Source organism: Streptomyces sp. YKOK-I1 (genome assembly GCF_054660435.1).
The window spans coordinates 865726-891288 of record NZ_BAAGDR010000001.1 but is presented as its reverse complement, the minus strand read 5'-3'; the positions used below and the strand labels follow the sequence as shown (position 1 = coordinate 891288).

The window sequence follows — 25563 nt, the reverse complement described above, 5'->3', positions numbered from 1 at the left end:
CCGCGCGGGGGACCGGGAGCGGTCCTACTTCCAGGGGAGTACGGCTGATCACCTCGCCCGGTGGACGTCCGGCGCGGCTCCCGACGTCTAGCGTGGCCGACATGGACGCAGAGCAGGAGCGCGGGGGCGGGGGCCCGGGGTGGTGGCGGGGGCACCGGCCGCCCTGGCCGCGCGGGTGGGCGGGGGAAGGCGCGGACGGCGACGGCGGCCGCCGGCCCTGGCGGTCCACCCTGCTGCTGACCGCCTTCGTCCTCGCCGGTTCGACCTTCGCCGCCCATGTGCAGCAGGGCGAGCGGGCCGAGCTGGACCCCTTCGCCCGCGTCCTCCTGCTCGCCGCCTGTGCGCTGCTGCTGTGGCGGCGACGGTATCCGGTGGCCGTCGTGTTCGGCACCGCGGTCGTGGTCGCGCTCTACCTGGGGGCGGGCTATCCGTACGGCCCGGTGTTCTTCACGGTGGCCGTGGCCTGCTTCTCGGCCGTGGTCGCCGGACACCGGCGGGCCGCGTGGACCGCGCTGGGGCTGCTGTGCGCCGTACATCTGCTGGTCGCGTACGGGCTGTACCGGTGGCTGCCGCCGTCCGGGGACGAGCCGGCGTCCCTCGGGCAGGAGATCGTGGTCACGGGCTGGGTCGTCGCGATCGTGGCCGTCGCGGAACTGGCGCGGGCCCGGCGAGAGCAGTGGTCACGGGAGCGGGCCGAGCGCGCACAGGCCGCCCGGCGCCGCGCCGACGAGGAGCGGCTGCGGATCGCCCGTGAACTGCACGACGTCCTCGCGCACAGCCTCTCCGTCATCAACGTCCAGGCCGGCGTCGGCCTCGCCCTCCTCGACGCCGACCCGGATCAGGCACGTACCGCGCTCACCACCATCAAGTCCGCCAGCAAGGAGGCGCTCGGCGAGGTGCGCCAGGTGCTCGACACCCTCCGTACCCGGGGAGACGCGCCGCGCGCCCCGGCACCCGGCCTGGACCGGCACCCCGAACTGGTCGAGCAGGCGGCACGCGCGGGGCTCACCGTCGAGGTGACGGGGGAGCCGCCCCGGCTGTCGCCCGGCACCGATCTCGCCGCGTGCCGGATCCTCCAGGAGGCCCTCACCAATGTCGTACGCCATTCCGGTTCACGGCACGCGCGCGTACGGCTCGACGAGGACGGTGCGACGCTGAGGCTGCGTGTCGACGACGACGGTCCGGCGACCGGCGCGGACGCGGGCGGCAGCGGCAACGGTCTCGCCGGGATGCGGGAGCGTGCCGCGGCGCTCGGCGGCACCATCGAGGCGGGACCGCGCGCCGACGGAGGCTTCCGTGTGCTCGCCGTGCTGCCGGTGCAGGCGACGGCGAGGGCGACGACGGGCGAAGGCGGGGAGGAGCGGTGATCCGCGTACTGCTGGCTGACGACCAGTCCCTGGTCCGTGCGGGATTCCGCGCGCTGCTCGACGCGCAGCCGGACATCGAGGTGTGCGCGGAGGCGGCCGACGGCGAGGAGGCCGTGCGCAAAGTCGGTGAACTGGGCCCGGACGTGGTCCTGATGGACATCCGCATGCCCCGGCTGGACGGTCTCGCGGCCACCCGCCGGATCACCGGGGACGAGGCGCTCGCGCGGGTCAGGGTGGTCATGCTGACCACGTTCGAACTCGACGAGTACGTTTTTGAGGCGATCCGCTCGGGCGCCTCCGGCTTCCTGGTCAAGGACACCGAACCCGAGGAACTCCTGCGCGCCGTGCGGGCGGTGGTGGCCGGTGACGCGCTGCTCTCGCCCGGTGTGACGCGTCGGCTCATCGCCGAGTTCGCCGCCCGCTCCAAGGAGCCCGCCGCGGCGGAGGAGCTGGGCCGGCTCACGGAACGCGAGCGGGAGGTGATGGCGCTGGTCGGCATCGGCCTGTCCAACGAGGAGATCGCCCGCCGCCTGGTCGTCAGCCCCCTCACCGCCAAGACCCACGTCAGCCGCACCATGGTGAAACTGGGCGTCCGGGACCGCGCCCAACTGGTCGTCCTGGCCTACGAGTCGGGCCTGGTGCGACCGGGCTGGCTGGGTTGAGCCGCCCGGGAGAACCGCCACAGCACGCTCACCACACGGACCACGAACAGCGCGGCGGCCAGCACCAGCCCGGCGCCCGGCAGCAACCGGTCGACGGACTCCGGCAGTTCGAACAGCAGCACCGGACCGGCTACCGCGCAGAAGGCGACCGCCGCCGCGAAGGCGGCGCTGAACAGCGCGTATCCGATCTCCACGGTGATCGCATCCCGCTCCGCCCGGCTCCGCCGTCCCCCGTGACCGCTCATCCCGTGATTCTCGCCGCCGTGCGCCCGGCGGGGCAACCACCCCCGCCGGGCGCACGCTTGAAGGGAAACCCTCGGTCCCGAAGTGAATCCCTCAGTCGCCGACCGGCACGCGGTCCGGCGCCGTCTCCACCGTGGAGCCCGCGACGACGACCGAGCCGCGGGCGCGGCGGGCGCGCAGACCGGGAAGGGTGATGAGGAGACCCGCGGCGGCGATGGCGGTCACCACCGCGAGGCCGGGGCGGTAGCTGTCCAGGACGGCCTGCGGGGTGGGGTCGGCCGGGGCGCCCGCGGTCACCACCGCCGTCACCACGGCGAGGAAGATCGCGCCGCCGAGCTGCACGGACGTGTTGAGCAGACCGGACACCATGCCCTGCTCATGGTCCGCCACCCCGTTGGTGGCCTGGATGTTGAGCGAGGGGAAGACCAGCGCGCAGGCCGCGCCGATCAGCAGCATGGTCGGCAGGATCACGGCCGCGTACACCGGGTCGAGGTCGACGCGCAGGAACAGCGCGTACCCGGCGACCATCAGGGCGAAGCCGGCCGCGATCAGCCGGGGCGTGCCGAACCGGTCCACGATCGCGCCGACCTTGGTCGAGGACACCGCCACCAGCGCACCCGCCGGCAGGAACGCGAGCGCCGTGTGCAGCGCCGACCAGCCGAGCAGCGACTGCATGTAGAGCGTGGCCAGGAACTGGAAGCCGACGTACGACCCGAAGAAGGCCATCGCGCCGAGCTGGGCGCGGATCTGGCTGCCGGAGCGCAGCACACCGAGCCGGACGAGCGGTCCGGCGGAGCGCTGCTCGACCCGCACGAACACCGTCAGCAGTGCGGCGACCGCGAGGAACGAGAGCAGTGTGCGCGCGGACGCCCAGCCCGCCTCCGGTGCCTGGACGACCGTGAACACCAGCAGCAGCATCGACAGTGTGCCGAGGACGGCGCCGGGAACGTCGTACCCGTTGTGCTCCCGTTCGCGCTCGCTGCGCGGCAGCAGCCGCATCCCCGCGAGCAGCGCGATCAGGGCGATCGGCGCGGGCAGCAGCATGGTCAGACGCCAACTGGCCTCCGTGAGCAGGCCGGAGAGGACCAGGCCCATGGAGAAGCCGGTGGCGGCGCAGGTGGTGTAGATGGACAGGGCCCGGTTGCGCAGCGGTCCCTCGGGGAACGTCGTCGTGATGATCGACAGTCCGGCCGGCGCGGTGAACGCCGCGCTCAGGCCCTTGACGAAGCGGCTGGCGATCAGCAGCGGGCCCGAGTCGACGAGCCCGCCCAGCAGCGAGGCGAGCGCGAAGACACCGAGGGCGACCAGGAACACCTGGCGTCGGCCGAGCAGGTCGGCGGCTCGGCCGCCCAGGAGCAGCAGTCCGCCGTAGCCGAGGATGTAGCCGCTGACGATCCATTGCAGCGTCGAGGTGGAGAGGCCCAGGTCGGAGCCTATGGACGGCAGGGCGACGCCGACCATCGACACATCGAGCGCGTCCAGGAACATCGCGGCGCACAGCACCAGCAGGGTGCCCCACAGCCGGGAGGTCCAGCGTCCCTCGGGCACGCCGGGGACGGGTGAGGTGAGCGGAGAGGTCATATCGAAGACAGTACATGCATATGCATCGAATGCAAGTGCATTTAATTCCGATGCAACAAAATCGTTTCTCTGCTACGGTGCGGGCCATGGCGGCGAAGAACGGCGAGGTGGACAGAGCCGAGCGGGCGCTGGTCGAGCAGTGGCGGGACATGCTGGCCCTGCACGCCCGGACCCAGTGCGAACTCGACCGGGTGCTGCACCGGCACGGCCTGTGCGCCAGTGACTTCGAGGTGCTGGACGTCCTCGCCGAGTCGACCGCGAACGCGGCGTGCAGCTACCGCGTCCAGGAGATCGCCGAGCGCGTCCATCTCACCCAGAGCGCGCTGTCCCGGCTGATCGCACGGCTGGAGAAGGACGGCCTCGTCGAACGCGGCCTGTGCGCCGAGGACCGACGAGGCGTCCGGGTCGCGCTCACGGGCAAGGGGCGGGCACTGCACGGCGACGTCCTGCCGGTGCAGCGAGCAGTGCTCACCCGCATGCTGGCGCAGCCGGACGCCCCCTAGGTCGTGTCCGGCCTGGCTTCACGTGACGGCGGACGTCTCCCGCCACAGGGTCGTCAGTTCCGTGTCGCCGGTGACGGCGGGGAACGGCAGGCGGTTCCACAGCGCCAGATAGAGCAGTGCCGCCGGTCCGGTGATCTCGCAGTCCGCGTCGCCTTCGGCGGTGCGCTCCGTCACGGGCGGCTCGGGGGACAGCCGTACGGTCCACACGGCGTCCTCCTCGAGATCCGTCGCCCGTACCCGCAGCACCCGGGGCTTCTCGGTGCGCACCCTGCTCCTGTCGCGGGCGTGGAACCCGCTTAGCAACTCGTCGATGCCGTCGGCGGCGAAGGCGGCGGGCAGACTCCGCGCGCTCTCCTGCGGGGTGCGGCCCAGCGCCGAGTCGGCGTCCACGCGGTGGACGGCCGTCTCGTGCGCCTGCCGTCGGGCCCAGAACGCCAGCGGTGACGCAGCGGGCAGGAAATGCCAGCACGCGATGTCGGGCGGAGCGCTGCTCAAGGTCTCGACGAGCCTCAGGTGGCCCTCGCGGAACCAGTCCAGCAGCTCGGGTCCGTCGAGGTCCGGCTCGCCTTCGCCGGGGTGGTACGCCGTCCGGCCCTCCGCCACGAACGACCGCGCCCACCGGTGCACCATGCCCGTGTGCCGCAGCAGGTCCCCGACCCGCCAGCCTGGGCAGGTGGGCACCGTGGCGCCGGTGCCCGCCCCGGCCGCCGCTTCGGCCAGCGCACGGCCCTCCTGGTCGAGGGCGCTGATGAACTCGGCAGTCTCCATGGGGATGAGTGTGCCGGACGCGGCGCGGTCCGGGGCCGGTGTCCGTGGGTTCAGGTCACCCGCCGGGTGCCGAGGCCGATCAGTGCGGCCAGTCCGGCGAGAGCGGCCACGCTGGTCAGGGCGAGGGACAGGGAGAGCCACTCGGCCAGGAAGCCGATGGTGGGCGGGCCGAGGAGCATACCGCCGTAGCCGAGGGTGGAGGCGGTGGCGACCCCGCTCGGGCCGGCCAGGGCGCCCGCGCGTTCGACGGCCACCGGGAAGAGGTTGGCGAGGCCGAGCCCCGCGATGAGATAGCCGAGGAGGGCCGCCCACAGAGCGGGGGCGAGGGCGCCGAGCAGCATCCCGGCGGCGGCGACGGAGCCGCCGGCCACCACGGTGCGGGTGCGGCCGAGCCGTTCGAGGAGGGTGGTGCCGGTCAGCCGGCCGATGGTCATGGCCAGGGCGAAACACGAGTACCCGATCGCGGCGGCCCCGGCGGAGGTGCCCAGGTCCTGCCGCAGATGCAGCGCCCCCCAGTCGGCCAGGGCGCCCTCGCCGTACGCCGTGCACAGGGCGATCAGCCCGAAGACGAGAACGAGCCGACGGGTGCGGGGGGCTGCCGCCGGCTCGGGGGAGGGCTGCGACAGCGTGGCGGTGCCGACCGGGGCGGGGGAGGATCGCCGCCGCGTTGCGGTGGCGGCCGGGGCGGGGGAGGGACGCGGCAGTGTTACGGACGTGGTCGGAGTCGGGGTGGGCTGCAGCGGTGTTGGGGTGGGCTGCGGCGGTGTTACGGGGGCGGTCGGAGTCGGGGTGTGCTGCGGCGGTGTTACGGGGGCGGCCGGGTCCGGGGAGGGCCGCGGCGGCATTGCGGGGGCGGCCGGGGCAGGGGCGGGCTGCGGTTCCGTCGTGGGGGTGTCGGCGTCCTGCGGGGACGGCGTCGGGGACGGTGGCTGCGGCGGCGAGAGCGTCGTGCTTGCTGCTGCTTCCCCGGATGGCTGTGACAGCGTTGTCGGGGCGGTCGGCTCCGCGGTGGGGCGCGGCCGCTTCGCAGGGGCGGGCGGTCCCGCCGGTGTCCGCGAATCCCCGGGCGCATCCGCCACCCCGGCCTGTGTGGGGCGTCCCGCCGAGGTGGGCTTGACGGTGATCACCGTCGAGGACCCCGAGGCCGGCGCCGGCGCCTGGCGCAGCAGTGCCGGTCCGGCGACGGCCGTCACGGCCAGGGCGACGACCCCGAGGCCGACCAGGTGGACGGTGGGCGACAGCGCCCCGGCGACGAGCGCGCCGAGCCCCGCGCCCAGCATGCCGCCCAGGCTGAACGCGGCGTGGAAGGTGGGCATGATCGGCCTGCGCAGTGCCGCGACCAGGTCGACGGCGGCACTGTTGAAGGCGACGTTGATCCCCCCGTACGCACTGCCGAACACCAGGAGGACGAGGCCGAGGGCGAGGGCGGAGTGGGTGAGCGGGGGCAGCATGACGCCGAGGGAGAGCAGGACGGCGCACACGACCGTGACCGGATGGCTGCCGTACCGGCGGCACAGCCGCCCGGTCAGGGTCATGGTGACGACCGCCCCCGCGGAGACCCCGAGCAGGGCGAGGCCGAGGGTGCCGGCGGTGGCGTCGGTCTGTTCCTTGATGGCGGGGATACGGACGACCCACCCGGCGAAGACGAAGCCGTCGAGGGCGAAGAAGACGGTGAGGACGATCCGGAGACGGGTGAGGGAGTTGCCCGGCACGGCACTGTGCGTTCGGGGTTTGTTTATTGGCGGCACAAACTCAGGCTAGGGGCGCGCCGGGCTTCGGACAAGGTGGGGATTCTCGGGGTGGCGGGGCCGGAACGGCGAAGACGCGCAGCTGGAGGGCGAGCGTGCTGTAGTAGCCGGTCAGTGTCGACAGTTCGAAGAGGGTGTGTTCCCCCAGGGCGGTGCGGGCGGCGGCGTACTGCTTCTCGTCGAGGACGCCGGACCGGTCGGTCAGTGCGCGGGTGAAGGTCCAGGCGGCCCGTTCCGCAGGGTCGGACAGCTCCGGGTCCGCCCCCTGCCGCAGGGCCAGCAGCTCGGCCTCGGTCAGGCCCGCGGCGGCGCCGACGCGCTCGTGGGCGTGCCGTTCGAAGGCGCTGTCCCAGGCCTGCGCCACTACGAGGATCGCGATCTCGCGGACCCGGGCCGTGAGCCCGGTGCGGTAGCGGATGGCGGCGCCCAGCTCCTGGAGCGAGCGTCCGAGGGCGGGGCTGAGGAGCATGGCGTTGAACGGGCCCAGCAGGCAGCCCTCGTCATCGGTGAGCGCGAAGTGCTGCGGACCGGCGGCGCGCGGACCGCCGGTGATGTCCTCGTACAACTTCCTCTGCTCCGGCTCCAGTTCGGCCGGAGGCAACAGCCGCAGGCGCGGGTTCACCGCACCTCCTCGGCCAGCGCGGCGAGTTCCTCGTCCGTGGGCAACCGGCCCTCGCGCGCCATCAGTGCGCGGGCCCGGTCGAGGACGTCGTCCACCTGGGCGCGGCCGAGGTCGACGGCCTGGGCGGCCAGCTTGTCGACGAGGGTGTAGGGGCCGCTGTCGGGGGTGAAGGGGACCCGGCGGGCGTTGCCGACCAGGGTGGGTTCCACGCAGTTGTGGAGGAGCGGGTCGACCTCCGTCTCCTGGGTGATGAAGTCCAGTCCGCCCCAGCAGAAGGCGTGGCTGCCGGTGATCGGGTGATTCCAGGCGGTGTGATAGCCCGTCAGTTCCTCACCCATCCGGGCCAGTTCGGTGAGCCGCTCCGTCCTGACTCCCGTGCGCACCCCGTACAGAGCCTCGAAGGCGAGTGCCGTGGCCGCCAGATCGGCGTTGCCGGGGCCACCGCAGTAGCCGTTGACCGAGAGTTCGACGGCGCAGGCGCCCGCGCGTACGGCGGCGACCGCGCAGGCGACCGCCAGGCCGAAGGTGTTGTGCGGATGGAGGCCCACCTCGGCCTCGGGGGCGAGGGAGCGGGTGAGCCGGACCAGATGGGCGTACGCCTCCGGGCTCATCGCCCCCGGCCCGTCGAACAGGGTGAGTTCGCCCGCACCGGCGGCGGTGAGTACGGCGACCGACTCCTCGTGGCTCTCCTCGGTCGCGTACGACACCATCAGCAGCGGCACGATGACGTCGAGACCGCGCTCACGGGCGTACGACACGAGCCGCGCGGCCCGGGCCAGCACGGCGGCCCGGTCGCGCGGGGTGTCCCCGGTGCGCCACTCCTCGCCGCTCCAGGCCCGGGCGTACGCCTGCGGCTGATAGAGCAGCGCCGCCTCGCCGAACGCCTGCACCCACACCTGTACGGCGTCGTAGCCGGCCGCGGCCGCGCGGTCGATGTCCTCCGTGGACCGCATCAGCGGGCAGATCACCCGGCACCCGTCGTCGGTGCCCTTGACCAGCTCCACCTCGCCCTTGAGCGCGGCATCGGTCCGGCCGCCGAGCCCCGCGGTGACGACCTCGGCCACCCCGCCGGCCACGAGCCCGCGCAGGAACGCCTCCTTCGCCCCGGCGGTCGCCACGACCCCCGGCAGGGTCTCCACCGAGCGCAGTGTCGCGTCCCGCAGCCGCACCGACGCGGGCAGGGGGCCCACCACGTCCGGTCGGCGGTTGAGCGGGCTCACCGACCAGCGGCCGGGCTCGTGGGCGCCGGGGGTGCGTCGCGCCGCCAGCTCCGCGCGGAAGCGGGCGATCTCCTCGGGGGTGAACACGGGTGGCTTGTCCGCCGGCTTGTCCACTGGCCGGTCCGCCGACTGGTCCGCTGGCTTGTCCATGGGCCTCCTTAGGGATTCCTGTCCCTGCCATGCAGATGACCTGTCGACACTATGAGCATTACCTGCGCATAACGGCCGTGGATGTTTACTTCGTGTCGACACTTGGCTAGAACTGTCGACAGTTTAGCCCTTCGAGCGAGGAGCATCCATGACTCAAGACCTGTCCGACGACCTGCCCGGACCACGGCTCGGCCGTCTCGAGGGCCGGATCGCCGTGATCGGCGGAGCCGGCAGTGTGGGTCCGGGCTGGGGCAACGGCCGTGCCACCGCGGTGATCTTCGCCCGTGAGGGTGCCACCGTCTTCCTGGCCGACCGGGACAAGGAGTCCCTGGAGGTCACCGCGCGGCAGATCCGCGAGGAGGGCGGTACCGCGCACACGGCGGTCCTCGACGTGACCGAACCCGAGGCCGTCCAGGACTACTTCGCCGAGTGCGAGCGCCTCGCGGGACGCATCGACGTCCTCGTCAACAACGTCGGCGGCTCGCGCGCCGGCGGCGTGGTCGACCTCGGCCTGGCGGACTGGGAGAGCCAGTTGCGCACCAACCTCACCAGCGCCTTCCTCGCCTGCAAGTACGCCGTGCCCGCCATGCGGCGCGCGGGCGGCGGAGCCATCGTCAACACCGCCTCGGCCTCCGGTCTGCGCTGGACCGGCGCGGCCCAGGTCGGCTACGCGGCGGCCAAGGCGGCGGTCATCCAGCTCTCCCGGGTCACCGCCGTGGAGTTCGCGCCGGACAACATCCGGGTGAACACCGTCGTGCCCGGACAGCTGCACACCCCGATGGTGGAGGCGCGGCTCGCCCGGCAGCGCGCGGGCGGCGACGTGGAGAAGCTGCTCGCCCAGCGGCAGGCCCGGATCCCGCTCGGCTTCATGGGCGACGGCCGCGACACGGCGTACGCGGCGCTGTTTCTCGCCTCCGCCGAGGCGCGCTTCGTCACCGGCACCGAAATCGTCGTCGACGGTGGAATGACGGCGCGCTGTGACTGAACACGCCGTCCACGAGCAGGAGTTGGTGCCGTCCCCGGGCTGCCCCCCGCCGCACCCCGCCCCGCGCACCCCGTCCCTGGCGCTGCCCAGGGACAGCTGCGACGCCCACTGCCACATCCTCGGGCCCGCCGACGTCTTCCCCTACGCCCCGGACCGCACCTTCACGCCCCTGGACGCCCCCAAGGAGCAACTGCGGGCCCTGCACGCCCACCTGGGTCTCGACCGGGCGGTGGTCGTGCAGTCCTCCTGTCACGGCCAGGACCATGCCGTGCTGCTGGACGCCCTGCGGGCGGGCGAAGGGCGGTTGCGCGGGGTGGCGCTGATCGGTGAGCGGACCACCCGGGCCGAGATCGAGGAGCTGCACCGGGCCGGTGTGCGCGGCTTCCGGCTCAACTTCCTGCCGCATCTGCGCACCCCGCCCACCCGTGACGAGATCGACGGGGTGCTGGAGCGGGTGGACGGCCTCGGCTGGGCCGCGCAACTCCACGTCAGGGGCGAGGAGATCGCCGTACTCGAAGACCTCGTCCGGGCCCTCCCCGGCAGAGTGGTCGTCGACCACATCGGACGGGTCGACCTCGCGGCCGGCCGCGACGGCCCGGCGCTGCGCAGTCTGCGGGCCCTGCTCGACACCGGGAACGTCTGGGTGAAGGTCAGCGGCGTCGACCGGGTCTCCCGGCAGGGGCCGCCGTACGCCGACGCGGTGGAGCTGGCCGCCTCCCTGGTGGCGTACGCCCCGGAGCGGGTCGTCTGGGGCACCGACTATCCGCATGTCAACATCGCCGGCGAGGCCCCCGACGACGGGCTGCTCGTCGACCTCGTCGAGCACCTGGCGCCCGACCCGGCCCATCTGCGGCGGCTGATGGTCGACAACCCCGCGGAACTCTTCGACTTTCCCGCCGCGCACCGGACCGTTTCATAGTGTCGGCAGAAACCCACAGGTTTTTCCCTGTCGCCTCCCTTGAACGGCAAAAGTGTCGACAGTAGTGTCCCGACTCGAACCCCTTGAGAGGAGGACCGCCATGGCTGTGCCGCCCCCCGCCAGGCTGCTCAGGCGCGGCGAGGCCGCGTACGAACAGGCCCGGCTCGACGCCGTCTGGAACGAGCGCAAGCCCCACCGGTACCCCGAGGTCATCGTGCTCGCCACCGACGAGCAGGACGTGGTGGCCGCCGTACGACTCGCCCGCAGCGAGGGGCTCGCCATCGGGATCCGCTCCGGCGGGCACAGCTGGGTGGGCAACGGGGTGCGGGACGGCGGCATGCTGCTCGACCTCTCCCGGCTCCAGGACGTCACCGTCGACCCCGTCGCGCGCACGGCCTCGGTCCAGCCCGCGGTCAAGGGGCCGGCCCTGCTCGAACAGCTCGCTCCACACGGCTTGTTCTTCCCCACGGGACACGCGCCCACCGTCGGCGTCGGAGGTTTCCTCCTCGGCGGCGGCTACGGCTGGAACTCCCGTCGGCTCGGCCCCGCCTGCATGAGCATCCGCGCCGTCGACGTCGTCCTGGCCGACGGCACCCTCGTGCACGCCACCGACGCCACCCACCCCGAGCTGCTGTGGGCGGCCCGGGGGAGCGGACCCGGCTTCTTCGGCGTGGTCACCCGCTTCCACCTCAGCGCGCACGACCTGCCCCGGCGGTTCCTGCGGACCGTGCACAGCTACCCGCTTGAGCTGCGCGACCAGGTACTGACCTGGTCGTACGACACCCTGGAACACCTCGCCCCCGAGGTGGAGTTCTCCGCGAAGGTGGGCTTCACCCCCGGCCTCGACCGGCAGACGGTCTCCGTCACCGCCACCGCGTTCTGCGAGGGCGACGACAATCCCCTCGCCCCGCTGGAGGACGCCCCCTTCCGCGACCGGGCGGTCCGCGCGCTGGTCGCGCGGGAGACCACCATGGCCGCGCTGTACGAGCACGCCGACCGGCTGACCCCGCCCGGCATGCGCTGGGCGCTCGACGGGATCTGGACCGACGAGCCCGTGGACAAGGTCCTGGCGGCCGCCCGGCCGCTGTTCGACACCATTCCCGACACCACCAGCCATGTCCTGTGGATGCTCTGGGGCGGCTTCCCCGAGCGCCCGGACGCCTGCTGGTCCAGCCAGGCCAAGCTGTACCTCTCGCCCAACGCGGGCTGGACCGACCCGGCCGAGGACCTCGCCCACGAACGGTGGGCGCACGGGCGGCTCGCCGAACTCCAGCACCTCTCGGCCGGGTTGCAGTTCTCCGACAACAACCTCGCCGACCGCTTCGACCACGGGCTCAGCCCCGCCCACGCCGCGCGCCTGGAGGACATCCGGGCCGTGTACGACCCCGAGGGCCGCTTCCGCACCTATATGACCCCCGGGGAATCCACCACCGCCTACGCCGCCGCGGGACACGCGCGGACGCACTAGCCGGCAACCAGCCGACCTGAACCCGGCTGGTTCGTACGTGAGTCATCAAGGAGAGCCGTTTCATGGAAACCTCGAGAACCCCGCGGCGTCGTGGTCTCATCGTCCTGTCCGCACTCGCCGTCACCGCCTCCCTGGGTCTCACCGCCTGCGGGGGCGACTCCGCCGGTGACACCACCGCCGACGGCAAGGCCAAGGTCACCGTCCTGCGCTCCAACGGCGCCATCTTCGAGCCGCTCTACATAGCCCAGCAGCAGGGCTACTTCACGTCCGCGGGGCTCGACGTCACGATCAAGGCCGGCGCCCAGGACACCTCGCAGAACGCGCCGTCCGTCCTCAACGGCGAGGCCCAGTTCGCGATGACGGACAGCTCCGGCTTCCTCAAGGGCGCCGCCCAGGACATGCCGATCCGGATCGTCACCGGACTCCAGTCCGCGACCACGAAGACGGACCCGACCGACGGACTGCTGGTCAAGAAGGACAGCAAGATCGAGTCCTTCAAGGACCTGGAGGGCAAGACCGTCGGCATCTCCGCGCTCGGCGGCACCATCCAGTTCATCTGCGAGTACCTGGTGCAGAAGGCCGGCGGCGACCCCTCCAAGGTCAAGTTCGTGGCCCTGCCGACGACTTCGCTGACCGACGCCGCCACCTCCGGCAAGACCGACGCGATCTTCTCCTTCGGCCCGTTCTACTTCGCCGGCAAGGACAGCGGACTGCGCTCCATCGGCAACGGCATGAACGACGTGCCCGGCATGGTCCAGGGCCTGCTGTTCTCCAGCCAGGAGTACCTCGCCAAGAACGCCGCCACCGCCAAGAAGTTCATCGACGCCGTCGCCAAGGCCATCGACTACGCCAACGCGCACCCCGAGGCCGTCAAGGCCATCGACAAGAAGTACACCCAGGTGCCCGCCGACTTCATCGACAAGCACGACACCAACCACTACGACAAGAACCTGAACACCACCGTGATGCGCACGGTGATCACGAAGATGCACGAGTTCGACCTGCTCGACAAGGAGCCCAAGGACGACGCCCTCTACTGGGACCAGGCCCCGACCTCGGCCGGGGAGTAGCGGTGCTCAAGGTCCGTCTGCTCCAACTGGCCGCGCTCGCCGCCGTGCTGGCGCTGTGGGCGCTGGTCACCGCGGCCGGCGTGGTCAGTTCGACCGCGCTGCCGGGGCCGCGAGCCGTCCTGGTCGCCTTCGGGGACCTCCTGGGCAGCGGCGGCTTCTGGCAGGCGGTGGGGGAGACCCTGCGCGGCGCGGTCACCGGACTGCTCGTGGCGATCGCCGTGGGCATCCCGGTCGGCCTGCTCACCGGCGTGTACCGGGCGGCCGAGGAGTCCTCCCGGCTGCTCCTGGAGATCCTCCGGTCCTTCCCCGTGATCGCCCTGCTCCCGGTGTTCCTGCTGGTCCTCGGCTCCACCCCGGGGATGAAGGCCACGGTCGTCTTCCTCGCCTGCGTCTTCCCGGTGCTGCTCCAGGCCCAGTACGGGGCGAGGGCGGTGAGCCAGGCCGTCCACGAGACCGTGCGCAGTTACCGCATTCCGAGGCTGCTGCGGCTGCGCCGGGTGGTCCTGCCGGCCGCGGTCCCGTCCATCACGACGGGCCTGCGGCTGGCAGCGACCACCTCCGTCCTGGTCGCCATCGGCGTCGAGGTGCTCACCACGCTCCCCGGCATCGGCCACATGATCATGGAGTCGCAGCAGGCGGGCGTCTCCGCCCGGGCCTACGCCTACATCCTCACCGCAGGGGCCATCGGGTACACGATCACCCTGCTCGCGCAGTTCGCCGAGCACCGGCTGCTGCGCTGGCGTCCGCCGACCCGGGCCGGAGAGGAGTGAGCCGCATGCCCTGGAAACCGATCCTCCGTCAACTCTGGCTGCCGGCACTGGTCTTCCTCGTCCTTCTCGTGTCGACGGCCGGCAGCACCAGCTTCTACTTCCCCCCGCTCACCGAGGTCCTCGCCGCCCTGTGGCGCGAGCTGGTGCACGGCGACCTCCTCGACGACCTGCTGTTCAGCCTCCGCAACATCCTCTGCGGTCTCGCGCTCGCCACCGTCCTCGGCGTCGGCGCCGGGCTGGTCATCGGCGAGATCCGCACCCTGCGCCTGGCGACCGCCCCGCTCCTCGACTTCGCCCGCGCCACCCCGACCGTCGGATTCGTGCCCGTCATCATCCTCACCCTGGGCATCGGCTCCGGACCGAAGATCTTCCTGATCTTCCTCGGCTCGGTCTGGCCGATCCTGCTCAACACGGTCAGCGGCGTCCAGGCCATCGGCCCGGCCGTCCACGAGACGGCACGCAGCTACCGCGTCCCCTGGCCGCTCCGGCTGCGCCGCGTCATCCTGCCCGGCGCGCTGCCGCAGATCCTCGCGGGCATCCGGGTCGCCCTGTCCGTCGCCGTCGTCCTCATGGTCGTCAGCGAGATCTACGGCTCCCCGATCGGCCTCGGCAACTTCATCCTGCAGAGCGGCTCCAGCTTCCACGTCGCCGAGACCTGGGCCGGCACCGTCCTGATCGGCGTCCTCGGCTACGGCCTGAGCGTGCTGCTCCTGCTGGTCGAGCACCGCCTCCTGGGCTGGTACCACCAGCGCGCTCCCCGAGTGCGCTCACCGCGCCCCGTCCCGCCCGGGGCCACCGACAGCACCGACAGCGTCAAGAGCAACGGAGTCGTCGTATGACACGCGGATCGAGCCTGCACGTCGAGGACCTCGGCATGTGCTTCGGCCAGGGACCGCAAGCGCACCGGGTCCTCGACGGACTGTCCCTGCGCGTGGACCCGGGGGAGTCGGTGTGCCTGGTCGGCCCGTCCGGCGCGGGCAAGACGACCCTGCTGCGCTGCCTCGCCGGACTCACCAGGCCGACCTCCGGCCGGGTCCGCTACGGCGACCAGCCGCTGACCGAGCCGCACGCCGACATCGCCGTGGTCTCCCAGGACTACCGCGGCTCCCTGCTGCCCTGGCTCCGCGTCTGGGACAACGTCGCCTTCCCGCTCCAGGGCCGGGGCGTGAAGAAGGCCGTCCGCAAGCGGCGCGCCCTGGAGTGCCTGGACGCCGTCGGCCTGACCGGCGTCGGCGACAAGTACCCCTGGCAGCTCTCCGGCGGGATGCAGCAGCGGGTGGCGATCGCGCGCGGACTGGCGTACGACGCCCCCGTGCTCCTCATGGACGAGCCGTTCGGCTCGGTGGACGCCCAGTCCCGGTTCGAACTCGAGGACCTCACGCTGGAGTTGCGCCGCAGGCTCGGCATCACGGTGGTCGTCGTCACCCATGACATCGACGAGGCGGTCTACCTCGGCGACCGGGTCGTCGTCCTCGGCGGGAAGCCCACGGCCGTGCTCGACACGCTCACCATCCCCCTCGGCACCGACCGCGACCAGCTCACCACCCGCTCCGACCCCCGCTTCGCCGAACTGCGCACCCGCGTCCTGGCGTTGATCCGGGGCGAGAGCGAGCTGGCGCCCCGCGCGGTCTGACCCACCGCGCGCAGCCCCACAGACCCACCCCCCTCCACCGGCCGACGCCCCGCGTCGGTCCGGCATGCCCGAAAACAGCACGAATCCCCGTCCGAATCCCCCGGACACCCCCCAGCACCCCCGACCGCACACCGAGAACAAGGGAGTTCACCGTGACACACACCACCAGCAGGCAGGGTCCCGAGATCAGCTACCGGAACCGCCCCCGCGCCCTGCTCGTGGCGGTGGCCGCCGCCTTCGCGCCCACCCTCGCCGCGCCGGCCGTCGCCCAGGCCGCGACGACCAAGGCCGGCACGCGGATCACCGTGGCCTCCGGCGAGACCCTGACGCTGACCGAGACCACCACCGCCACCCGGCTCACCATCGCCGAGGGCGGCGTCATCGCCGTCCCCGACGGCTACAGCCTCAGCCTCACCGTCAACGGTGTGGAGACCGGCAGCGAACTCGCCGCGCTGACGGACGGATACGGCGGAGCGGCCACCGCCATCGCGGCCGGCACCTACCGCGGGACGATCGTCCTCACCGTCGCCGAGGCCACCGAAGTCGCCTACAGCACCCTCACCTTCCCCTTCCGTCAGGCCATCTACGTGGACGCGGACGGCGTGGACGAGGCCAAGTCGGTCCCCTCCGACGTCAGCGGCGGCACCGTCACCGACACCGGGGCGAGCGACATCACTCTCGCCTCCAACGGCGAGGCGTTCAACGGCGTCTACGTCACCGGAGGCGGCAGCTACACCCTCACCGACCCGAAGATCCTCTTCGACGGCAACGGGCGCTGCGACTTCATCGGGTACGGCGCCTCCGTCGTCGGCACCGGTGCGGGCACCACCCTCGTCCTGGACGGCGCGACCATCAGCAACGTCGGCGTGGTCCGCACCGCGGTCATCGCCGACGCGACCGCCAACGTGATCGTGAAGAACTCCACCCTGCACTGCGCCGACGGCGTCGTCCCCGACGAGTACCCGACGGCCGGTACCGGAGACACCCGGTACATGATCACCGTGCCGTGGATGCTGGGCCTGTCCGGCAACGTCCGCACCACCAACCTGCTCGGCGCCAACACCAAGGCGTCCTACATCAACTCCACGATCTCCTCGGAGAAGTGGGGCGCGCTCTCGGTCGACGGAGGCAGCTACTGCACCCTGACCGCCATCAACAGCACCATCGCCAACACCGGAGGCCAGGGCTACGGCTCGTACGCCATCGGCAACGTCACCGAGCACTTCCTGGGCTGCACCTTCGACGTCGGCGACTACGCCCTCATCCACTGGGGCGCCTCGGCCCACTACGGAGACAGCACCGCCGAAGCCGTCGCCGCCCTCAACGAGTCCCTGGAACTCGGCCTGACCAGCGCCGAGCTGGCCGACCTCCCGGTCAAGTCCACCGTCGTCGACGCCGGCCGTTTCATGGTCATGTGGTACGCGGCGGGCTCGGTCACGATCGACGGCGGCACCCAGGTCAACACCGGCGAGACCACCTTCATGAGCAAGGCGGTCGCGGGGACGGTCACCGTCGACGGCTCCGACGGGGCAGCGATCAACTCGGGCAACGGCGTCATCTTCCAGCTGATGGACACCGACCGGCCGAGCAGCGTCTCGGTCTCCGGCAAGGCGTGGAGCACCGAGACGACCGGTACGTACACCGAACCCACCGGTTCGCCCACCAGGTCCTCCAGCTGGGTGACCACGTCGTCGCAGTCCACCGACTCCAAGGGCACCTTCACCGACATCGACCTGACGGGCGACTTCTACAACTCCGTCTGGGGCGGCGGCAACGGAAGCATCCAGGGCCAGAACCTCAGCCTGTCCTTCACCCGTTCGACGGTGGAGGGCGTGATCTCCGCGAGCACGGCCAAGCACAGCGTCTCCACCATCACCTCGGCCGAGTACCGCGAGATCAGCGAGGTCACCAACACCCCGAGCGCGGTCGTCAACAACGGCGTCCTGGTCACCCTGGGCACCGGCTCCACCTGGACGGTCACCGGGACGTCGTACCTGAGCGCCCTCACCCTGGCCTCGGACGCCACCGTCACCGCCCCCTCCGGCAAGACGGTCACCCTCGCGGTCAACGGCACCACCACCACCCTCAAGGCGGGCACCACGTACACGGGCGCCCTCACCCTGACGGTGGCGTAACCACAAAGGAACCGGCCCCCGGGATGCGAACCATCTCCCGGGGGCCGGCGTCTGTGAGGGGGGCGTAGCCCCCTCGCGGAGCGCTACGCCCCGATCATGTTGAAGCCCCCGTCCGCCACCAGGAACCCACCCGTGATGTGCTGGGCGTCCTCGGTCGCCAGGAAGAGCGCCGCTCCGGCAAGCTCCTCCGGCCCGGGAATGCGCCCCATCGGCGTCGCGTTGCGCAGGACGTCCCCCCGCCCGCCCTTCCAGTCCTCGCGCCCCAGCGTGGCGGCCGTCTCGATGAACCCCGGCGCGAACACGTTCACCCGCACGGCCGGCGCGAACGCGTGCGCGTAGGACTTGGTCAGCCCGATGATGCCGTACTTGGCGGCCGCGTACTGCGGAGCCCGCGCACTGCCGCGGACGACGACGGTGGAGCCGATGTTGACGATGGCGCCGCCGCCCTCCTGCTCCAGCATCCGTGCCCCGAACTCATGGGTGCACAGCAGCGTGCCCTTGACGTCCACGGCGAGGACGTGGTCGATGGACTCCTCGGTGATGTCCCGCCAGGACATCTGCTCACGGGCCACGTCACCGACGTTGTTGACCGCCACGTCGAGGCGCCCGAAGTGCCCCCACACCTCGTCGGCGAGACGCTTGATCTGGTCGTGCTCGGCGATGTCGGCCTGGACGAGGACCGCCTTGCGGCCCAGCGCCGTGACCCGCTCGGCCGTCGCCTCCGCGCCCGCGCGCGAGCCGCGGTAGTGGACGGCGATGTCGGCGCCCTCCCTCGCGGCCCGTACGGCGATCTCGGCGCCGAATCCGGTGCCCGCGCCGGTGACGAGGACGGTCTTGCCGGCGAACCGTTCGGGGACGGGGTTCATGGGGGTCTCCGTTCGTGAGGGGTGAGCTGTCGCGGGGGAGTTCATACGAGGGTCCGCCCGCCGTCGGCGTAGAGCACCTGTCCGGTGACGAACGCGGACTCGGCGGAGGCGAGGAAGAGCACCGGCCCGGTGAGGTCCTCGGGGCGGCCGAGGCGCCCGGCGGGCACCAGGGACTCCAGGGAGTCGCGGACGCCGGGGCGGGCGAGGTACGCGCGGGTGAGGTCGGTCTCGGTGTAGCCGGGGGCGACCGCGTTGACGGTGACCCCGTCGGCCGCCCACTCCCGGGCCATCACCCGCATCAGCTGGTTCACCCCGCCCTTGGTGGCCGCGTACGGCGCGTGGTCGCGGTGGGCGAGCAGCCCGGAGACGGAGGAGAGGTAGACGATCCGCCCGTACCCGCGCGGCACCATCACCGCCCCGGCCGCCTGGCCCAGCCAGAACGCGCTGTTGAGATTGACCGAGAGCAGCCGTTCCCAGACCTCGTCCGGTGTCTCGAGGACGGGTCTGCGGTCGTTGACGCCCACCGCGTGGACGAACACGTCCAGCCCGCCGAGGAGTTCTGCCGCCTCCTCGACCGCCGCCCGGCAGGCGTCGGCCGAGGTGAGGTCGGTCGCCAGGCCGGTCACCCCGTCCTGGGCGATCTCGTCGAGCCGGTCCTTGTCCACGTCGAGGACGACCACGTCCGCGTACGCCTCGGCCAGTGCCCGGGCCACCGTCGCGCCGATCCCGCCGGCTCCGGCGATCAGGGCGCGGGTACCCGCGAAGTCCCACGTTGTCCGCATGTCCGGACCGTAAGCCACGCTCCGCTTTTGTGTCCACACTTTGCACGCCTCTTGACGGTCTACGGTGTGATCGGCAGGCTGAGTGTCGACAGTTAGGGAGGTTCTGATGAAGCTGGTGACGTTCGACGCGGGACCGGAGGCCGCTCTGGTGGGCCGCCTCGACGGGGACACCGTGGTGGAGCTGGAAGTGCCCTCCACCCGGGTGTTCTTCGAGTGGGAGGGGCGGGTCCGCGAGACGGGGCGGACGTTCGCCCTGGACGGCGTACGGCTGCGGGCGCCGATCGTGCCCAGGAAGTTCTTCCACACGGCCGGCAACTTCCGTGAGCACCACGAGGACCTGGTCCGCGTCGACTGGTCCCACCCCGTCAACAAGGGCATCGTGTTCTTCCAGAACGTCGATGCGATCATCGGCCCCGACGAGCCGATCGTGTACCCGGCGAACCTGACCCGCGAACTCGACTACGAACTCGAACTCGCCGTGGTCATCGGCAAGCCGGGCCGCTTCTTCTCCGCCGAGCAGGCCACCGAGCACATCGCGGGCTATCTGGTCTTCAACGACATCACCGCCCGCGACATCCAGCGCAAGGAGATGGAGTCGGGGGTCTTCTCCTTCTCCAAGGCGATCGAGACGTTCTGCCCGATCGGCCCGTACATCGTCACCGCCGACGAGATCGGCGACCCGCACGACCTCGACATGGAGCTGAGGGTCAACGGCGACGTCCGGCAGAAGTCCAACACCGCCCGGATGTCGGTGTCGATCCCGCAACTGGTCGCCTACCACTCCCCGCAGACCTACAGCGCCGGCGACCTCGTCACCACGGGCACCGTCGCGGGCGTCGCGGCGAGCACCGAGGACCCGTTCGCCAACTACCTCAAGCCCGGTGACGTGGTCGAGGCGGAGATCGAGGGCCTCGGGGTGCTGCGCAACCAGGTGATCTCCTGGCGCGACGCCTACGGCACCGAAGAGCCGCCCGCGGAAAACTGGGTGTGAGTGGCCGATGCGTATCGCACGACTCGCGGGCCGTACCGTGCTGCTGACCGAGGACGGCGCCCTCGACGTCCCGTCCGGCTTCGAGGGGCGGCTCTTCGACCGCTGGGACGAACTGCTCGACTGGTCCAGGGACGCCACAGGGGGGCGCCCCTACGACGAGTCGGAGCTGGAGACGCCCGTCCCCGCCCCCCGGCAGATCTTCGCCGTCGCCCTCAACTACCGCCCCCACACCGCCGAGGCGGGCTACGAGGAACCCGAGGTCCCCCTCGTCTTCACCAAGTTCCCGACCTGTCTCACCGGCCCGTACACCACGGTCGAGCTGCCGCCCGGACATGTCGACTGGGAGCTGGAACTGGTCGCGGTCATCGGCCGGGAGGCGCACCGGGTGCCGGTGGAGAAGGGCTGGGAGCCGGTCGTGGCGCTGACCGTGGGCCAGGACCTCTCCGAGCGCCTCGCCCAACTCGCGGGCCGTCCGGCCCAGTTCTCGCTCGCCAAGTCGCATCCGGGCTTCGGGCCGGTGGGGCCCGCGCTGGTCAGCCTCGACGAGGTCCCCGACCGCGACGACCTCGAACTGACCTGCGCGCTGAACGGCGACACCGTGCAGCACGACCGCACCTCCCACATGATCTTCCCGATCCCCCGACTGGTCTCGTACCTCAGCGAGTTCTGCACCCTGCTCCCCGGCGACCTGATCTTCACGGGCACCCCGGCGGGCGTCGGCAACCGGCGCACCCCCCGGCGGTTCCTGACGCCCGACGACGAACTGGTCAGCCGTATCGGGGGAGTCGGCGAGATGCGGCACCGCTTCCGGAAGGCGACGACGGCATGACCCGCACCCTCTTCACCGACGTCCAGGTCTTCGACGGCACCGGACGCGACCCCTTCCCCGCCCAGGTCCTGATCGAGGACGGCCGGATCACCGAGGTCTCCGACCGGCTCCCGCGCGACCTGCGGACCGACGCCCGGGTGATCGAGGGAGGCGGCGGCACCCTGCTCCCCGGACTCGTCGACGCCCACGCCCACCTCGGCTTCGGCTCCACCGTCGAACACCTCTCGCGCCGCCGCGACGAGCCGGACGAGGAGAAGGCGCTGCTCGTCGCCCACGCCGGCCGGGTGCTCCTGGACCACGGCATCACGAGCGCGTACTCCGGCGGCAACCGGCTCCCCGGGACCGAGACCGCGGCCCGCAAGGCCTTCGCCGAGGGCTGGATGCCCGGACCGCGTCTGAAGGCCGCCTCCTGGGAGGGCACGGCCGGCATGGTCGAGCCCGGTGTCTACGACTTCCCGGGCGTCGACGGACGCGCCTCCGACCCGGCGTCGGTCGCCCGCTTCGTCGGCGACATGGCCGAACGCGGCGTCGACATCGTCAAGTTGTCCCTCTCCGGGGAGAGCGCGGTCGTCCAGGGCACCTCACGGATCGTCCAGTTCACGGACGAGGAGGTGGCCGCCGCGGCCGCGACCGCCGACAAGCACGGGGTGTGGCTCACCGCGCACGCCCATGCCGCCGAGTCGGTCAAGATGGCCGTCCGGCACGGCATCCGGGCCGTCTACCACTGCACCTTCGCCGACGAGGAGGCCCTCGACCTCCTCGAAGCCGCCCGCGACCGGATCTTCGTCGCCCCCACCCCCGGCATCATCCACGCCAACCTCCACGAGGCCGGCGGCGAACCCGAGCCGGGCATGGAGGTCGAGGCGACGGCGGCGGCCGTGCGCGAGGTGGTGCCGGAGCTGGTGCGGCGGGGCGTACGGGTCCTGCCCGGCGGCGACTACGGCTTCGCCTGGAACCCGGTCGGCCGCAACCTGCGCGACCTGGAACTGTTCGTCGACTGGTTCGGCTTCACCCCCGCCGAGGCCCTGCGCGCCGCTACCCGGTACGGCGGGCAGATCATGGGCATGGAGAGCGAACTCGGCCTCGTGCGGCCCGGGTTCCTCGCCGACCTCGTCCTCGTCGACGGCGATCCGCTGGCGGACATCGCCCTCCTCCAGGACCGCGACCGGCTGACGGCGATCATGAAGGACGGCCGGCTCCACAAGGCGCCCGCGTGATCCGGACCAGGACGGACGGCGGACGGCTGACGGGGGAGTGGCAGGGCGGGGTCGCCGTCTTCCGGGGCATCCCGTTCGCCGAGCCGCCCGTCGGCGACCTGCGCTGGCGACCGCCCCGGCGCGCCGCACGCTGGGACGGCGAGCGGCGCGCGGACGCCTTCGGCCCGGCCCCCCTCCAGCCGCAGCCGCCCCGCGACTCGATCATGTACCACACCAACTTCGCCGACCGGCGGGCGCTGGTGATGAGCGAGGACTGCCTCTACCTCAACGTCTGGACCCCCGACCCGGCGCCCGGCGCCGCACTGCCGGTGATGGTCTGGATCCACGGCGGCGGCAACCGCTACGGCCACGGCGGCCAGGAGATCCACGACGGCGCCGCGCTGGCCGCCCGCGGCCTCGTCGTGGTCACCCCGAACCACCGGCTCGGCGCCCTCGGCTTCCTCGCCCACCCCGAACTGGCCGCCGAGGACGACCTGGACGCCACCGGCAACTACGGGCTGCTGGACATCGTCGCCGCGCTGACCTGGGTGCGGGAGAACATCACGGCCTTCGGCGGCGACCCGGACCGGGTCACCCTCGCCGGCAACTCCGCCGGAGCCGCCCACATCTGCCACCTCATGGCGGCGCCGTCGGCCCGGACCCTGTTCCGGGCCGCCCTCGGCCAGAGCGCCTCGGGCGTCGGCCGCGCCGAAGGCCCCCTCACCGACCGCGGCGAGGCCCAGAAGCAGGGACTGCGCTGGGCGGAGACGTTCGGCGACCGCGACCTCGCGGGACTGCGGCGGCTGGACGGGGTGGAACTGGTCCTCCGGGGCCACTTCGGACCGGTCGTCGACGGCCGGGTCCTCATCGAGCCCACCGACACGGTCTTCGCGGCCGGACGCCAGCACCCGGTACCGCTCCTGGTCGGCAGCAACACCGACGAGGGCTCCGTGTACACGACCCTGGACGTGCTGCGCCGGCTCCCCGTGGAACCGGGCACCGACGAGGTGTACCCCGTACGGGACACGGACGAGGCCCGCCGCACGGCCCGTCGGTTCACCGGGGAGAGCCGCTTCACCTACCCCGTCTGGCACTGGGCCACCGCCCACCGCCGGACCGCGCCGACCTGGCTGTACCGGTTCACGCGCAGGCCCCCGCTGCCCGACGACCTGGTCCTCGCCCCTCCGCGGGACGGCCTGCCGGGATACGGCGTCCACCACACCGCCGAACTCCCCTACGCCCTCGACACCCTGGACTGCCGCGCCTGGCCCTGGACCGAGACCGACCGGGCACTGGCCCGCACCATGGCCGACACCTGGGCGCGCTTCGTCGAGACGGCCGACCCCAACGGCGGAGGGCTGCCCGCCTGGCCCGCCCTCACCGGGGACGAGGTCATGGTCTTCGGCGAGCGGGTCGGCCTCGGAGGCGTCGAACGCCCCGAGGCGATGCGGCTGCTGGCCCGCTGCCCCCGCCCCCTGTGAAAGGACCCCGATCCCCCCATGGCACGACTTCCCGACACCGAAGGCACCGGTGAGATCGCCGCCCGCATCCGCGACCGCCGGGGCGGCGCACTGCGCCCCCTCGACCGGATGCTGCTGCACAGCCCCCAGCTCGCCGACGGCTGGAACAGCCTCCTGGGCGCCATCCGGGGCAGGCTCCGGCTCGGCGCGGACCTGCGCGAGTCGGTGATCCTGAGGATCGCCGTCCTCAACCGCGCCCCGTACGAATGGATCGCCCACGAACCCGAGGCACGGCGGGCCGGACTCGGCGACGCCGAACTGGCCGAGCTGCGCCGGGAGAAGCCCGAGCTCGGCGGCCGGACGTCCCGGGTCATCGCCTACACCGATGCGATGACCCGCGACCTCCACGTCCCCGACGAGCTGTTCGACGCCCTGCGCGCCGACTTCACCGACGCGGAACTGGTCGAACTGACGGCGACCGTCGCGGCGTACAACATGGTGTCCCGCTTCCTGGTCGCCCTGGACGTCCAGCCCCCCGGCTAGGAGCCGCCGTGCCGCCGGAGGAAGCGGATCAGGAGGCGGTTCCAGGCGGCCGGCTGCTCCCAGTGCGGGTTGTGGCCCGCCTCCCGGACGACATGCGTGCGCACGTCCGCCAGATGACCGGCGTTGAGGCGCATCACCGACGGCGGGCTGTACAGGTCGGCGTCCCCGGTGATCAGCTGGACCGGCAGCGTGAGCGTCTCCAGGGCCGCCCAGGTGAGGGTGTGGGTGAGGGACTGGGCGAACGCGTCGGCGGTGCGGGCCCGTTCGTGGATCGCGAGCCAGGCCGCGACCCCGTCCGGGTCGCCGCCCCGGTAGGAGGGGCCCAGCTCCTTGAAGTCCACCGGCAGGTCACCGAACGGGTCGGGCTGGAGCGCCGCGGTCAGCTCCTGGTACACGGTGTCCTGCAGGCCCATGACGCTGCCCGACACCGTGAGGCTGAGGAGCCGTTCCTCGTGGGAGAGGGCGTAGTCGACCGCCACCGGGCCGCCCGCCGCCGAGCCCGACAGATGGAAGCGGTCCAGGCCCAGCCGGTCGGCCACCGTGTCCAGGTCGCCCGAGGCGGTGTCGGCCTCCGCCCTGGTGCCGGCGACCGAGAGGTGGGCCCCGCGCCGCGAGTAGCCGATCACCCGGAAGCCGGCCCCGGCCAGCGCCGGCTGCTGGTACGGCCAGCTCTCGCCGCTGCCCGAGCCCGGATGCAGCAGCACGACGGCCTCCCCGTCGCCCCCGGTGTCCCAGCACCACAGACTGCCGCCGCCGGAGACCGGAACCCGGTACTCGGTGACCGGCACCTGCGCGGGCACCGGCACGGGCTCCCACGGCTCGGACGACTCCCCGGCGGCGCCCGCCGAGGCCGTACCCTGCGGGACACCGGTCGTCGTGAGAGCGGCCAGTGCGGCGCCGCCGACCACCGCCCGTCTGCCGGGCCCCGAGGGGCGGATGCGTACGCGCTTCATTCTTCCTCCGGTGGATGGGCGTCGGGTGTTGACAGGAATGTTGGAAGTCGACAGGAAGCGGGGGATCCCGTATCGGGCGCGACGCGGGGTGAGATAGTG

24 protein-coding genes and 2 pseudogenes are annotated in these 25563 nt (G+C 72.2%); 16 read left to right on the top strand and 10 right to left on the bottom strand.

The annotated features are described in order from the left end of the window. The first annotated feature begins 101 nt into the window (after positions 1 to 101). Complete coding sequence (locus tag ACYQ8Q_RS04065; protein ID WP_460061958.1) at positions 102 to 1367, top strand: sensor histidine kinase; 1266 nt, start codon at positions 102 to 104, stop codon at positions 1365 to 1367. After that, positions 1364 to 2029: a response regulator gene (locus tag ACYQ8Q_RS04060; protein ID WP_460061957.1), complete on the top strand. Its 666-nt coding sequence runs from the start codon at positions 1364 to 1366 to the stop codon at positions 2027 to 2029. Before ACYQ8Q_RS04065 ends, ACYQ8Q_RS04060 begins: the two co-directional genes overlap by 4 nt. On the opposite strand, the gene ACYQ8Q_RS04055 is transcribed toward ACYQ8Q_RS04060, so the two are convergent. Next, positions 1990 to 2274 carry a DUF6332 family protein gene (locus tag ACYQ8Q_RS04055; protein WP_460061955.1) on the bottom strand — a complete coding sequence of 95 codons (285 nt, stop codon included), beginning with the start codon at positions 2272 to 2274 and terminating at the stop codon, positions 1990 to 1992. The genes ACYQ8Q_RS04060 and ACYQ8Q_RS04055 overlap by 40 nt on opposite strands. Positions 2275 to 2365: 91 nt before the next feature. After that, a complete protein-coding gene (locus tag ACYQ8Q_RS04050; protein ID WP_460061953.1) occupies positions 2366 to 3853 on the bottom strand; it encodes an MFS transporter in 1488 nt (495 codons plus the stop codon). Between the two features lie 86 nt (positions 3854 to 3939). Here ACYQ8Q_RS04050 and ACYQ8Q_RS04045 point away from each other — a divergent pair, with 86 nt between their 5' ends. Then, the gene (locus ACYQ8Q_RS04045) at positions 3940 to 4356 is read left to right on the top strand and encodes a MarR family winged helix-turn-helix transcriptional regulator (RefSeq protein ID WP_460061951.1); all 417 of its coding nucleotides are present in this window, start codon (positions 3940 to 3942) and stop codon (positions 4354 to 4356) included. Between the two features lie 18 nt (positions 4357 to 4374). Here ACYQ8Q_RS04045 and ACYQ8Q_RS04040 read toward each other — a convergent pair whose 3' ends face one another. From ACYQ8Q_RS04040 to ACYQ8Q_RS04020, 5 genes and pseudogenes are all read right to left on the bottom strand, one after another. Beyond that, the gene (locus ACYQ8Q_RS04040) at positions 4375 to 5124 is read right to left on the bottom strand and encodes a maleylpyruvate isomerase family mycothiol-dependent enzyme (protein ID WP_460061949.1); all 750 of its coding nucleotides are present in this window, start codon (positions 5122 to 5124) and stop codon (positions 4375 to 4377) included. Positions 5125 to 5174: 50 nt separating this feature from the next. After that, a pseudogene (locus ACYQ8Q_RS04035) lies at positions 5175 to 5717 on the bottom strand (MFS transporter); the annotation flags it as partial. 548 nt (positions 5718 to 6265) lie between these two features. Beyond that, positions 6266 to 6836, bottom strand: a pseudogene (locus ACYQ8Q_RS04030) (MFS transporter); the annotation flags it as partial. A 40-nt stretch (positions 6837 to 6876) separates the two neighbouring features. Further along, positions 6877 to 7494: a carboxymuconolactone decarboxylase family protein gene (locus tag ACYQ8Q_RS04025; protein WP_460061947.1), complete on the bottom strand. Its 618-nt coding sequence runs from the start codon at positions 7492 to 7494 to the stop codon at positions 6877 to 6879. Beyond that, positions 7491 to 8864 (bottom strand): hypothetical protein, encoded by a 1374-nt coding sequence (locus tag ACYQ8Q_RS04020; protein WP_460061946.1) that lies wholly within the window; start codon positions 8862 to 8864, stop codon positions 7491 to 7493. Before ACYQ8Q_RS04020 ends, ACYQ8Q_RS04025 begins: the two co-directional genes overlap by 4 nt. Before the next feature lie 148 nt (positions 8865 to 9012). On the opposite strand from ACYQ8Q_RS04020, the gene ACYQ8Q_RS04015 reads away from it, so the two are divergent. From ACYQ8Q_RS04015 to ACYQ8Q_RS03980, 8 genes are all read left to right on the top strand, one after another. Then, positions 9013 to 9849 carry an SDR family NAD(P)-dependent oxidoreductase gene (locus tag ACYQ8Q_RS04015; protein ID WP_460061944.1) on the top strand — a complete coding sequence of 279 codons (837 nt, stop codon included), beginning with the start codon at positions 9013 to 9015 and terminating at the stop codon, positions 9847 to 9849. After that, complete coding sequence (locus ACYQ8Q_RS04010) at positions 9842 to 10768, top strand: amidohydrolase family protein (RefSeq protein ID WP_460061942.1); 927 nt, start codon at positions 9842 to 9844, stop codon at positions 10766 to 10768. The genes ACYQ8Q_RS04015 and ACYQ8Q_RS04010 overlap by 8 nt, the downstream gene beginning before the upstream one ends. Positions 10769 to 10868: 100 nt before the next feature. After that, entirely contained in the window at positions 10869 to 12236 is a 1368-nt protein-coding gene (locus ACYQ8Q_RS04005) for an FAD-binding oxidoreductase (protein ID WP_460061939.1), read from the top strand. Between the two features lie 62 nt (positions 12237 to 12298). After that, positions 12299 to 13306 (top strand): ABC transporter substrate-binding protein, encoded by a 1008-nt coding sequence (locus tag ACYQ8Q_RS04000; protein ID WP_460061936.1) that lies wholly within the window; start codon positions 12299 to 12301, stop codon positions 13304 to 13306. Between the two features lie 2 nt (positions 13307 to 13308). After that, entirely contained in the window at positions 13309 to 14076 is a 768-nt protein-coding gene (locus tag ACYQ8Q_RS03995; protein ID WP_460061934.1) for an ABC transporter permease, read from the top strand. A gap of 5 nt (positions 14077 to 14081) precedes the next feature. Further along, positions 14082 to 14915, top strand: coding sequence for an ABC transporter permease (locus ACYQ8Q_RS03990; RefSeq protein ID WP_460061932.1), 834 nt, complete (start codon positions 14082 to 14084; stop codon positions 14913 to 14915). Next, positions 14912 to 15709: an ABC transporter ATP-binding protein gene (locus ACYQ8Q_RS03985; RefSeq protein ID WP_460061929.1), complete on the top strand. Its 798-nt coding sequence runs from the start codon at positions 14912 to 14914 to the stop codon at positions 15707 to 15709. The genes ACYQ8Q_RS03990 and ACYQ8Q_RS03985 overlap by 4 nt, the downstream gene beginning before the upstream one ends. Positions 15710 to 15861: 152 nt before the next feature. Beyond that, on the top strand, positions 15862 to 17844 hold the full coding sequence (locus ACYQ8Q_RS03980) for an autotransporter outer membrane beta-barrel domain-containing protein (protein WP_460061927.1): 1983 nt from the start codon (positions 15862 to 15864) through the stop codon (positions 17842 to 17844). An 83-nt stretch (positions 17845 to 17927) separates the two neighbouring features. Here ACYQ8Q_RS03980 and ACYQ8Q_RS03975 read toward each other — a convergent pair whose 3' ends face one another. Together ACYQ8Q_RS03975 and ACYQ8Q_RS03970 are read right to left on the bottom strand one after the other, a co-directional pair. Next, positions 17928 to 18710 (bottom strand): SDR family NAD(P)-dependent oxidoreductase, encoded by a 783-nt coding sequence (locus tag ACYQ8Q_RS03975; RefSeq protein ID WP_460061925.1) that lies wholly within the window; start codon positions 18708 to 18710, stop codon positions 17928 to 17930. Between the two features lie 41 nt (positions 18711 to 18751). After that, positions 18752 to 19492 (bottom strand): SDR family NAD(P)-dependent oxidoreductase, encoded by a 741-nt coding sequence (locus ACYQ8Q_RS03970; RefSeq protein WP_460061922.1) that lies wholly within the window; start codon positions 19490 to 19492, stop codon positions 18752 to 18754. 106 nt (positions 19493 to 19598) lie between these two features. On the opposite strand from ACYQ8Q_RS03970, the gene ACYQ8Q_RS03965 reads away from it, so the two are divergent. Genes ACYQ8Q_RS03965 through ACYQ8Q_RS03945 form a run of 5 tightly spaced genes read left to right on the top strand, consistent with a single transcriptional unit; the run spans position 19599 to position 24511 of the window. Further along, positions 19599 to 20483, top strand: a complete 885-nt coding sequence (locus tag ACYQ8Q_RS03965; protein ID WP_460061919.1) for a fumarylacetoacetate hydrolase family protein — start codon at positions 19599 to 19601, stop codon at positions 20481 to 20483. 7 nt (positions 20484 to 20490) lie between these two features. Next, complete coding sequence (locus ACYQ8Q_RS03960; RefSeq protein ID WP_460061916.1) at positions 20491 to 21312, top strand: fumarylacetoacetate hydrolase family protein; 822 nt, start codon at positions 20491 to 20493, stop codon at positions 21310 to 21312. Further along, entirely contained in the window at positions 21309 to 22529 is a 1221-nt protein-coding gene (locus ACYQ8Q_RS03955; RefSeq protein ID WP_460061914.1) for an amidohydrolase family protein, read from the top strand. The genes ACYQ8Q_RS03960 and ACYQ8Q_RS03955 overlap by 4 nt, the downstream gene beginning before the upstream one ends. After that, a complete protein-coding gene (locus ACYQ8Q_RS03950; protein WP_460061912.1) occupies positions 22526 to 23989 on the top strand; it encodes a carboxylesterase/lipase family protein in 1464 nt (487 codons plus the stop codon). The genes ACYQ8Q_RS03955 and ACYQ8Q_RS03950 overlap by 4 nt, the downstream gene beginning before the upstream one ends. An 18-nt stretch (positions 23990 to 24007) precedes the next feature. Then, entirely contained in the window at positions 24008 to 24511 is a 504-nt protein-coding gene (locus ACYQ8Q_RS03945; RefSeq protein ID WP_460061909.1) for a carboxymuconolactone decarboxylase family protein, read from the top strand. On the opposite strand, the gene ACYQ8Q_RS03940 is transcribed toward ACYQ8Q_RS03945, so the two are convergent. Then, the gene (locus ACYQ8Q_RS03940; RefSeq protein ID WP_460061907.1) at positions 24508 to 25464 is read right to left on the bottom strand and encodes an alpha/beta fold hydrolase; all 957 of its coding nucleotides are present in this window, start codon (positions 25462 to 25464) and stop codon (positions 24508 to 24510) included. The genes ACYQ8Q_RS03945 and ACYQ8Q_RS03940 overlap by 4 nt on opposite strands. Positions 25465 to 25563: the final 99 nt, after the last annotated feature.

Coding starts and splice junctions, on each gene's coding strand:
- ACYQ8Q_RS04065 (WP_460061958.1), top strand. CDS start 102: ATGGACGCAGAGCAGGAGCGCGGGGGCGGGGGCCCGGGGTGGTGGCGG.
- ACYQ8Q_RS04055 (WP_460061955.1), bottom strand. CDS start 2,274: ATGAGCGGTCACGGGGGACGGCGGAGCCGGGCGGAGCGGGATGCGATC.
- ACYQ8Q_RS04050 (WP_460061953.1), bottom strand. CDS start 3,853: ATGACCTCTCCGCTCACCTCACCCGTCCCCGGCGTGCCCGAGGGACGC.
- ACYQ8Q_RS04045 (WP_460061951.1), top strand. CDS start 3,940: ATGGCGGCGAAGAACGGCGAGGTGGACAGAGCCGAGCGGGCGCTGGTC.
- ACYQ8Q_RS04040 (WP_460061949.1), bottom strand. CDS start 5,124: ATGGAGACTGCCGAGTTCATCAGCGCCCTCGACCAGGAGGGCCGTGCG.
- ACYQ8Q_RS04020 (WP_460061946.1), bottom strand. CDS start 8,864: ATGGACAAGCCAGCGGACCAGTCGGCGGACCGGCCAGTGGACAAGCCG.
- ACYQ8Q_RS04015 (WP_460061944.1), top strand. CDS start 9,013: ATGACTCAAGACCTGTCCGACGACCTGCCCGGACCACGGCTCGGCCGT.
- ACYQ8Q_RS04005 (WP_460061939.1), top strand. CDS start 10,869: ATGGCTGTGCCGCCCCCCGCCAGGCTGCTCAGGCGCGGCGAGGCCGCG.
- ACYQ8Q_RS04000 (WP_460061936.1), top strand. CDS start 12,299: ATGGAAACCTCGAGAACCCCGCGGCGTCGTGGTCTCATCGTCCTGTCC.
- ACYQ8Q_RS03990 (WP_460061932.1), top strand. CDS start 14,082: ATGCCCTGGAAACCGATCCTCCGTCAACTCTGGCTGCCGGCACTGGTC.
- ACYQ8Q_RS03985 (WP_460061929.1), top strand. CDS start 14,912: ATGACACGCGGATCGAGCCTGCACGTCGAGGACCTCGGCATGTGCTTC.
- ACYQ8Q_RS03975 (WP_460061925.1), bottom strand. CDS start 18,710: ATGAACCCCGTCCCCGAACGGTTCGCCGGCAAGACCGTCCTCGTCACC.
- ACYQ8Q_RS03970 (WP_460061922.1), bottom strand. CDS start 19,492: ATGCGGACAACGTGGGACTTCGCGGGTACCCGCGCCCTGATCGCCGGA.
- ACYQ8Q_RS03965 (WP_460061919.1), top strand. CDS start 19,599: ATGAAGCTGGTGACGTTCGACGCGGGACCGGAGGCCGCTCTGGTGGGC.
- ACYQ8Q_RS03960 (WP_460061916.1), top strand. CDS start 20,491: ATGCGTATCGCACGACTCGCGGGCCGTACCGTGCTGCTGACCGAGGAC.
- ACYQ8Q_RS03955 (WP_460061914.1), top strand. CDS start 21,309: ATGACCCGCACCCTCTTCACCGACGTCCAGGTCTTCGACGGCACCGGA.
- ACYQ8Q_RS03945 (WP_460061909.1), top strand. CDS start 24,008: ATGGCACGACTTCCCGACACCGAAGGCACCGGTGAGATCGCCGCCCGC.
- ACYQ8Q_RS03940 (WP_460061907.1), bottom strand. CDS start 25,464: ATGAAGCGCGTACGCATCCGCCCCTCGGGGCCCGGCAGACGGGCGGTG.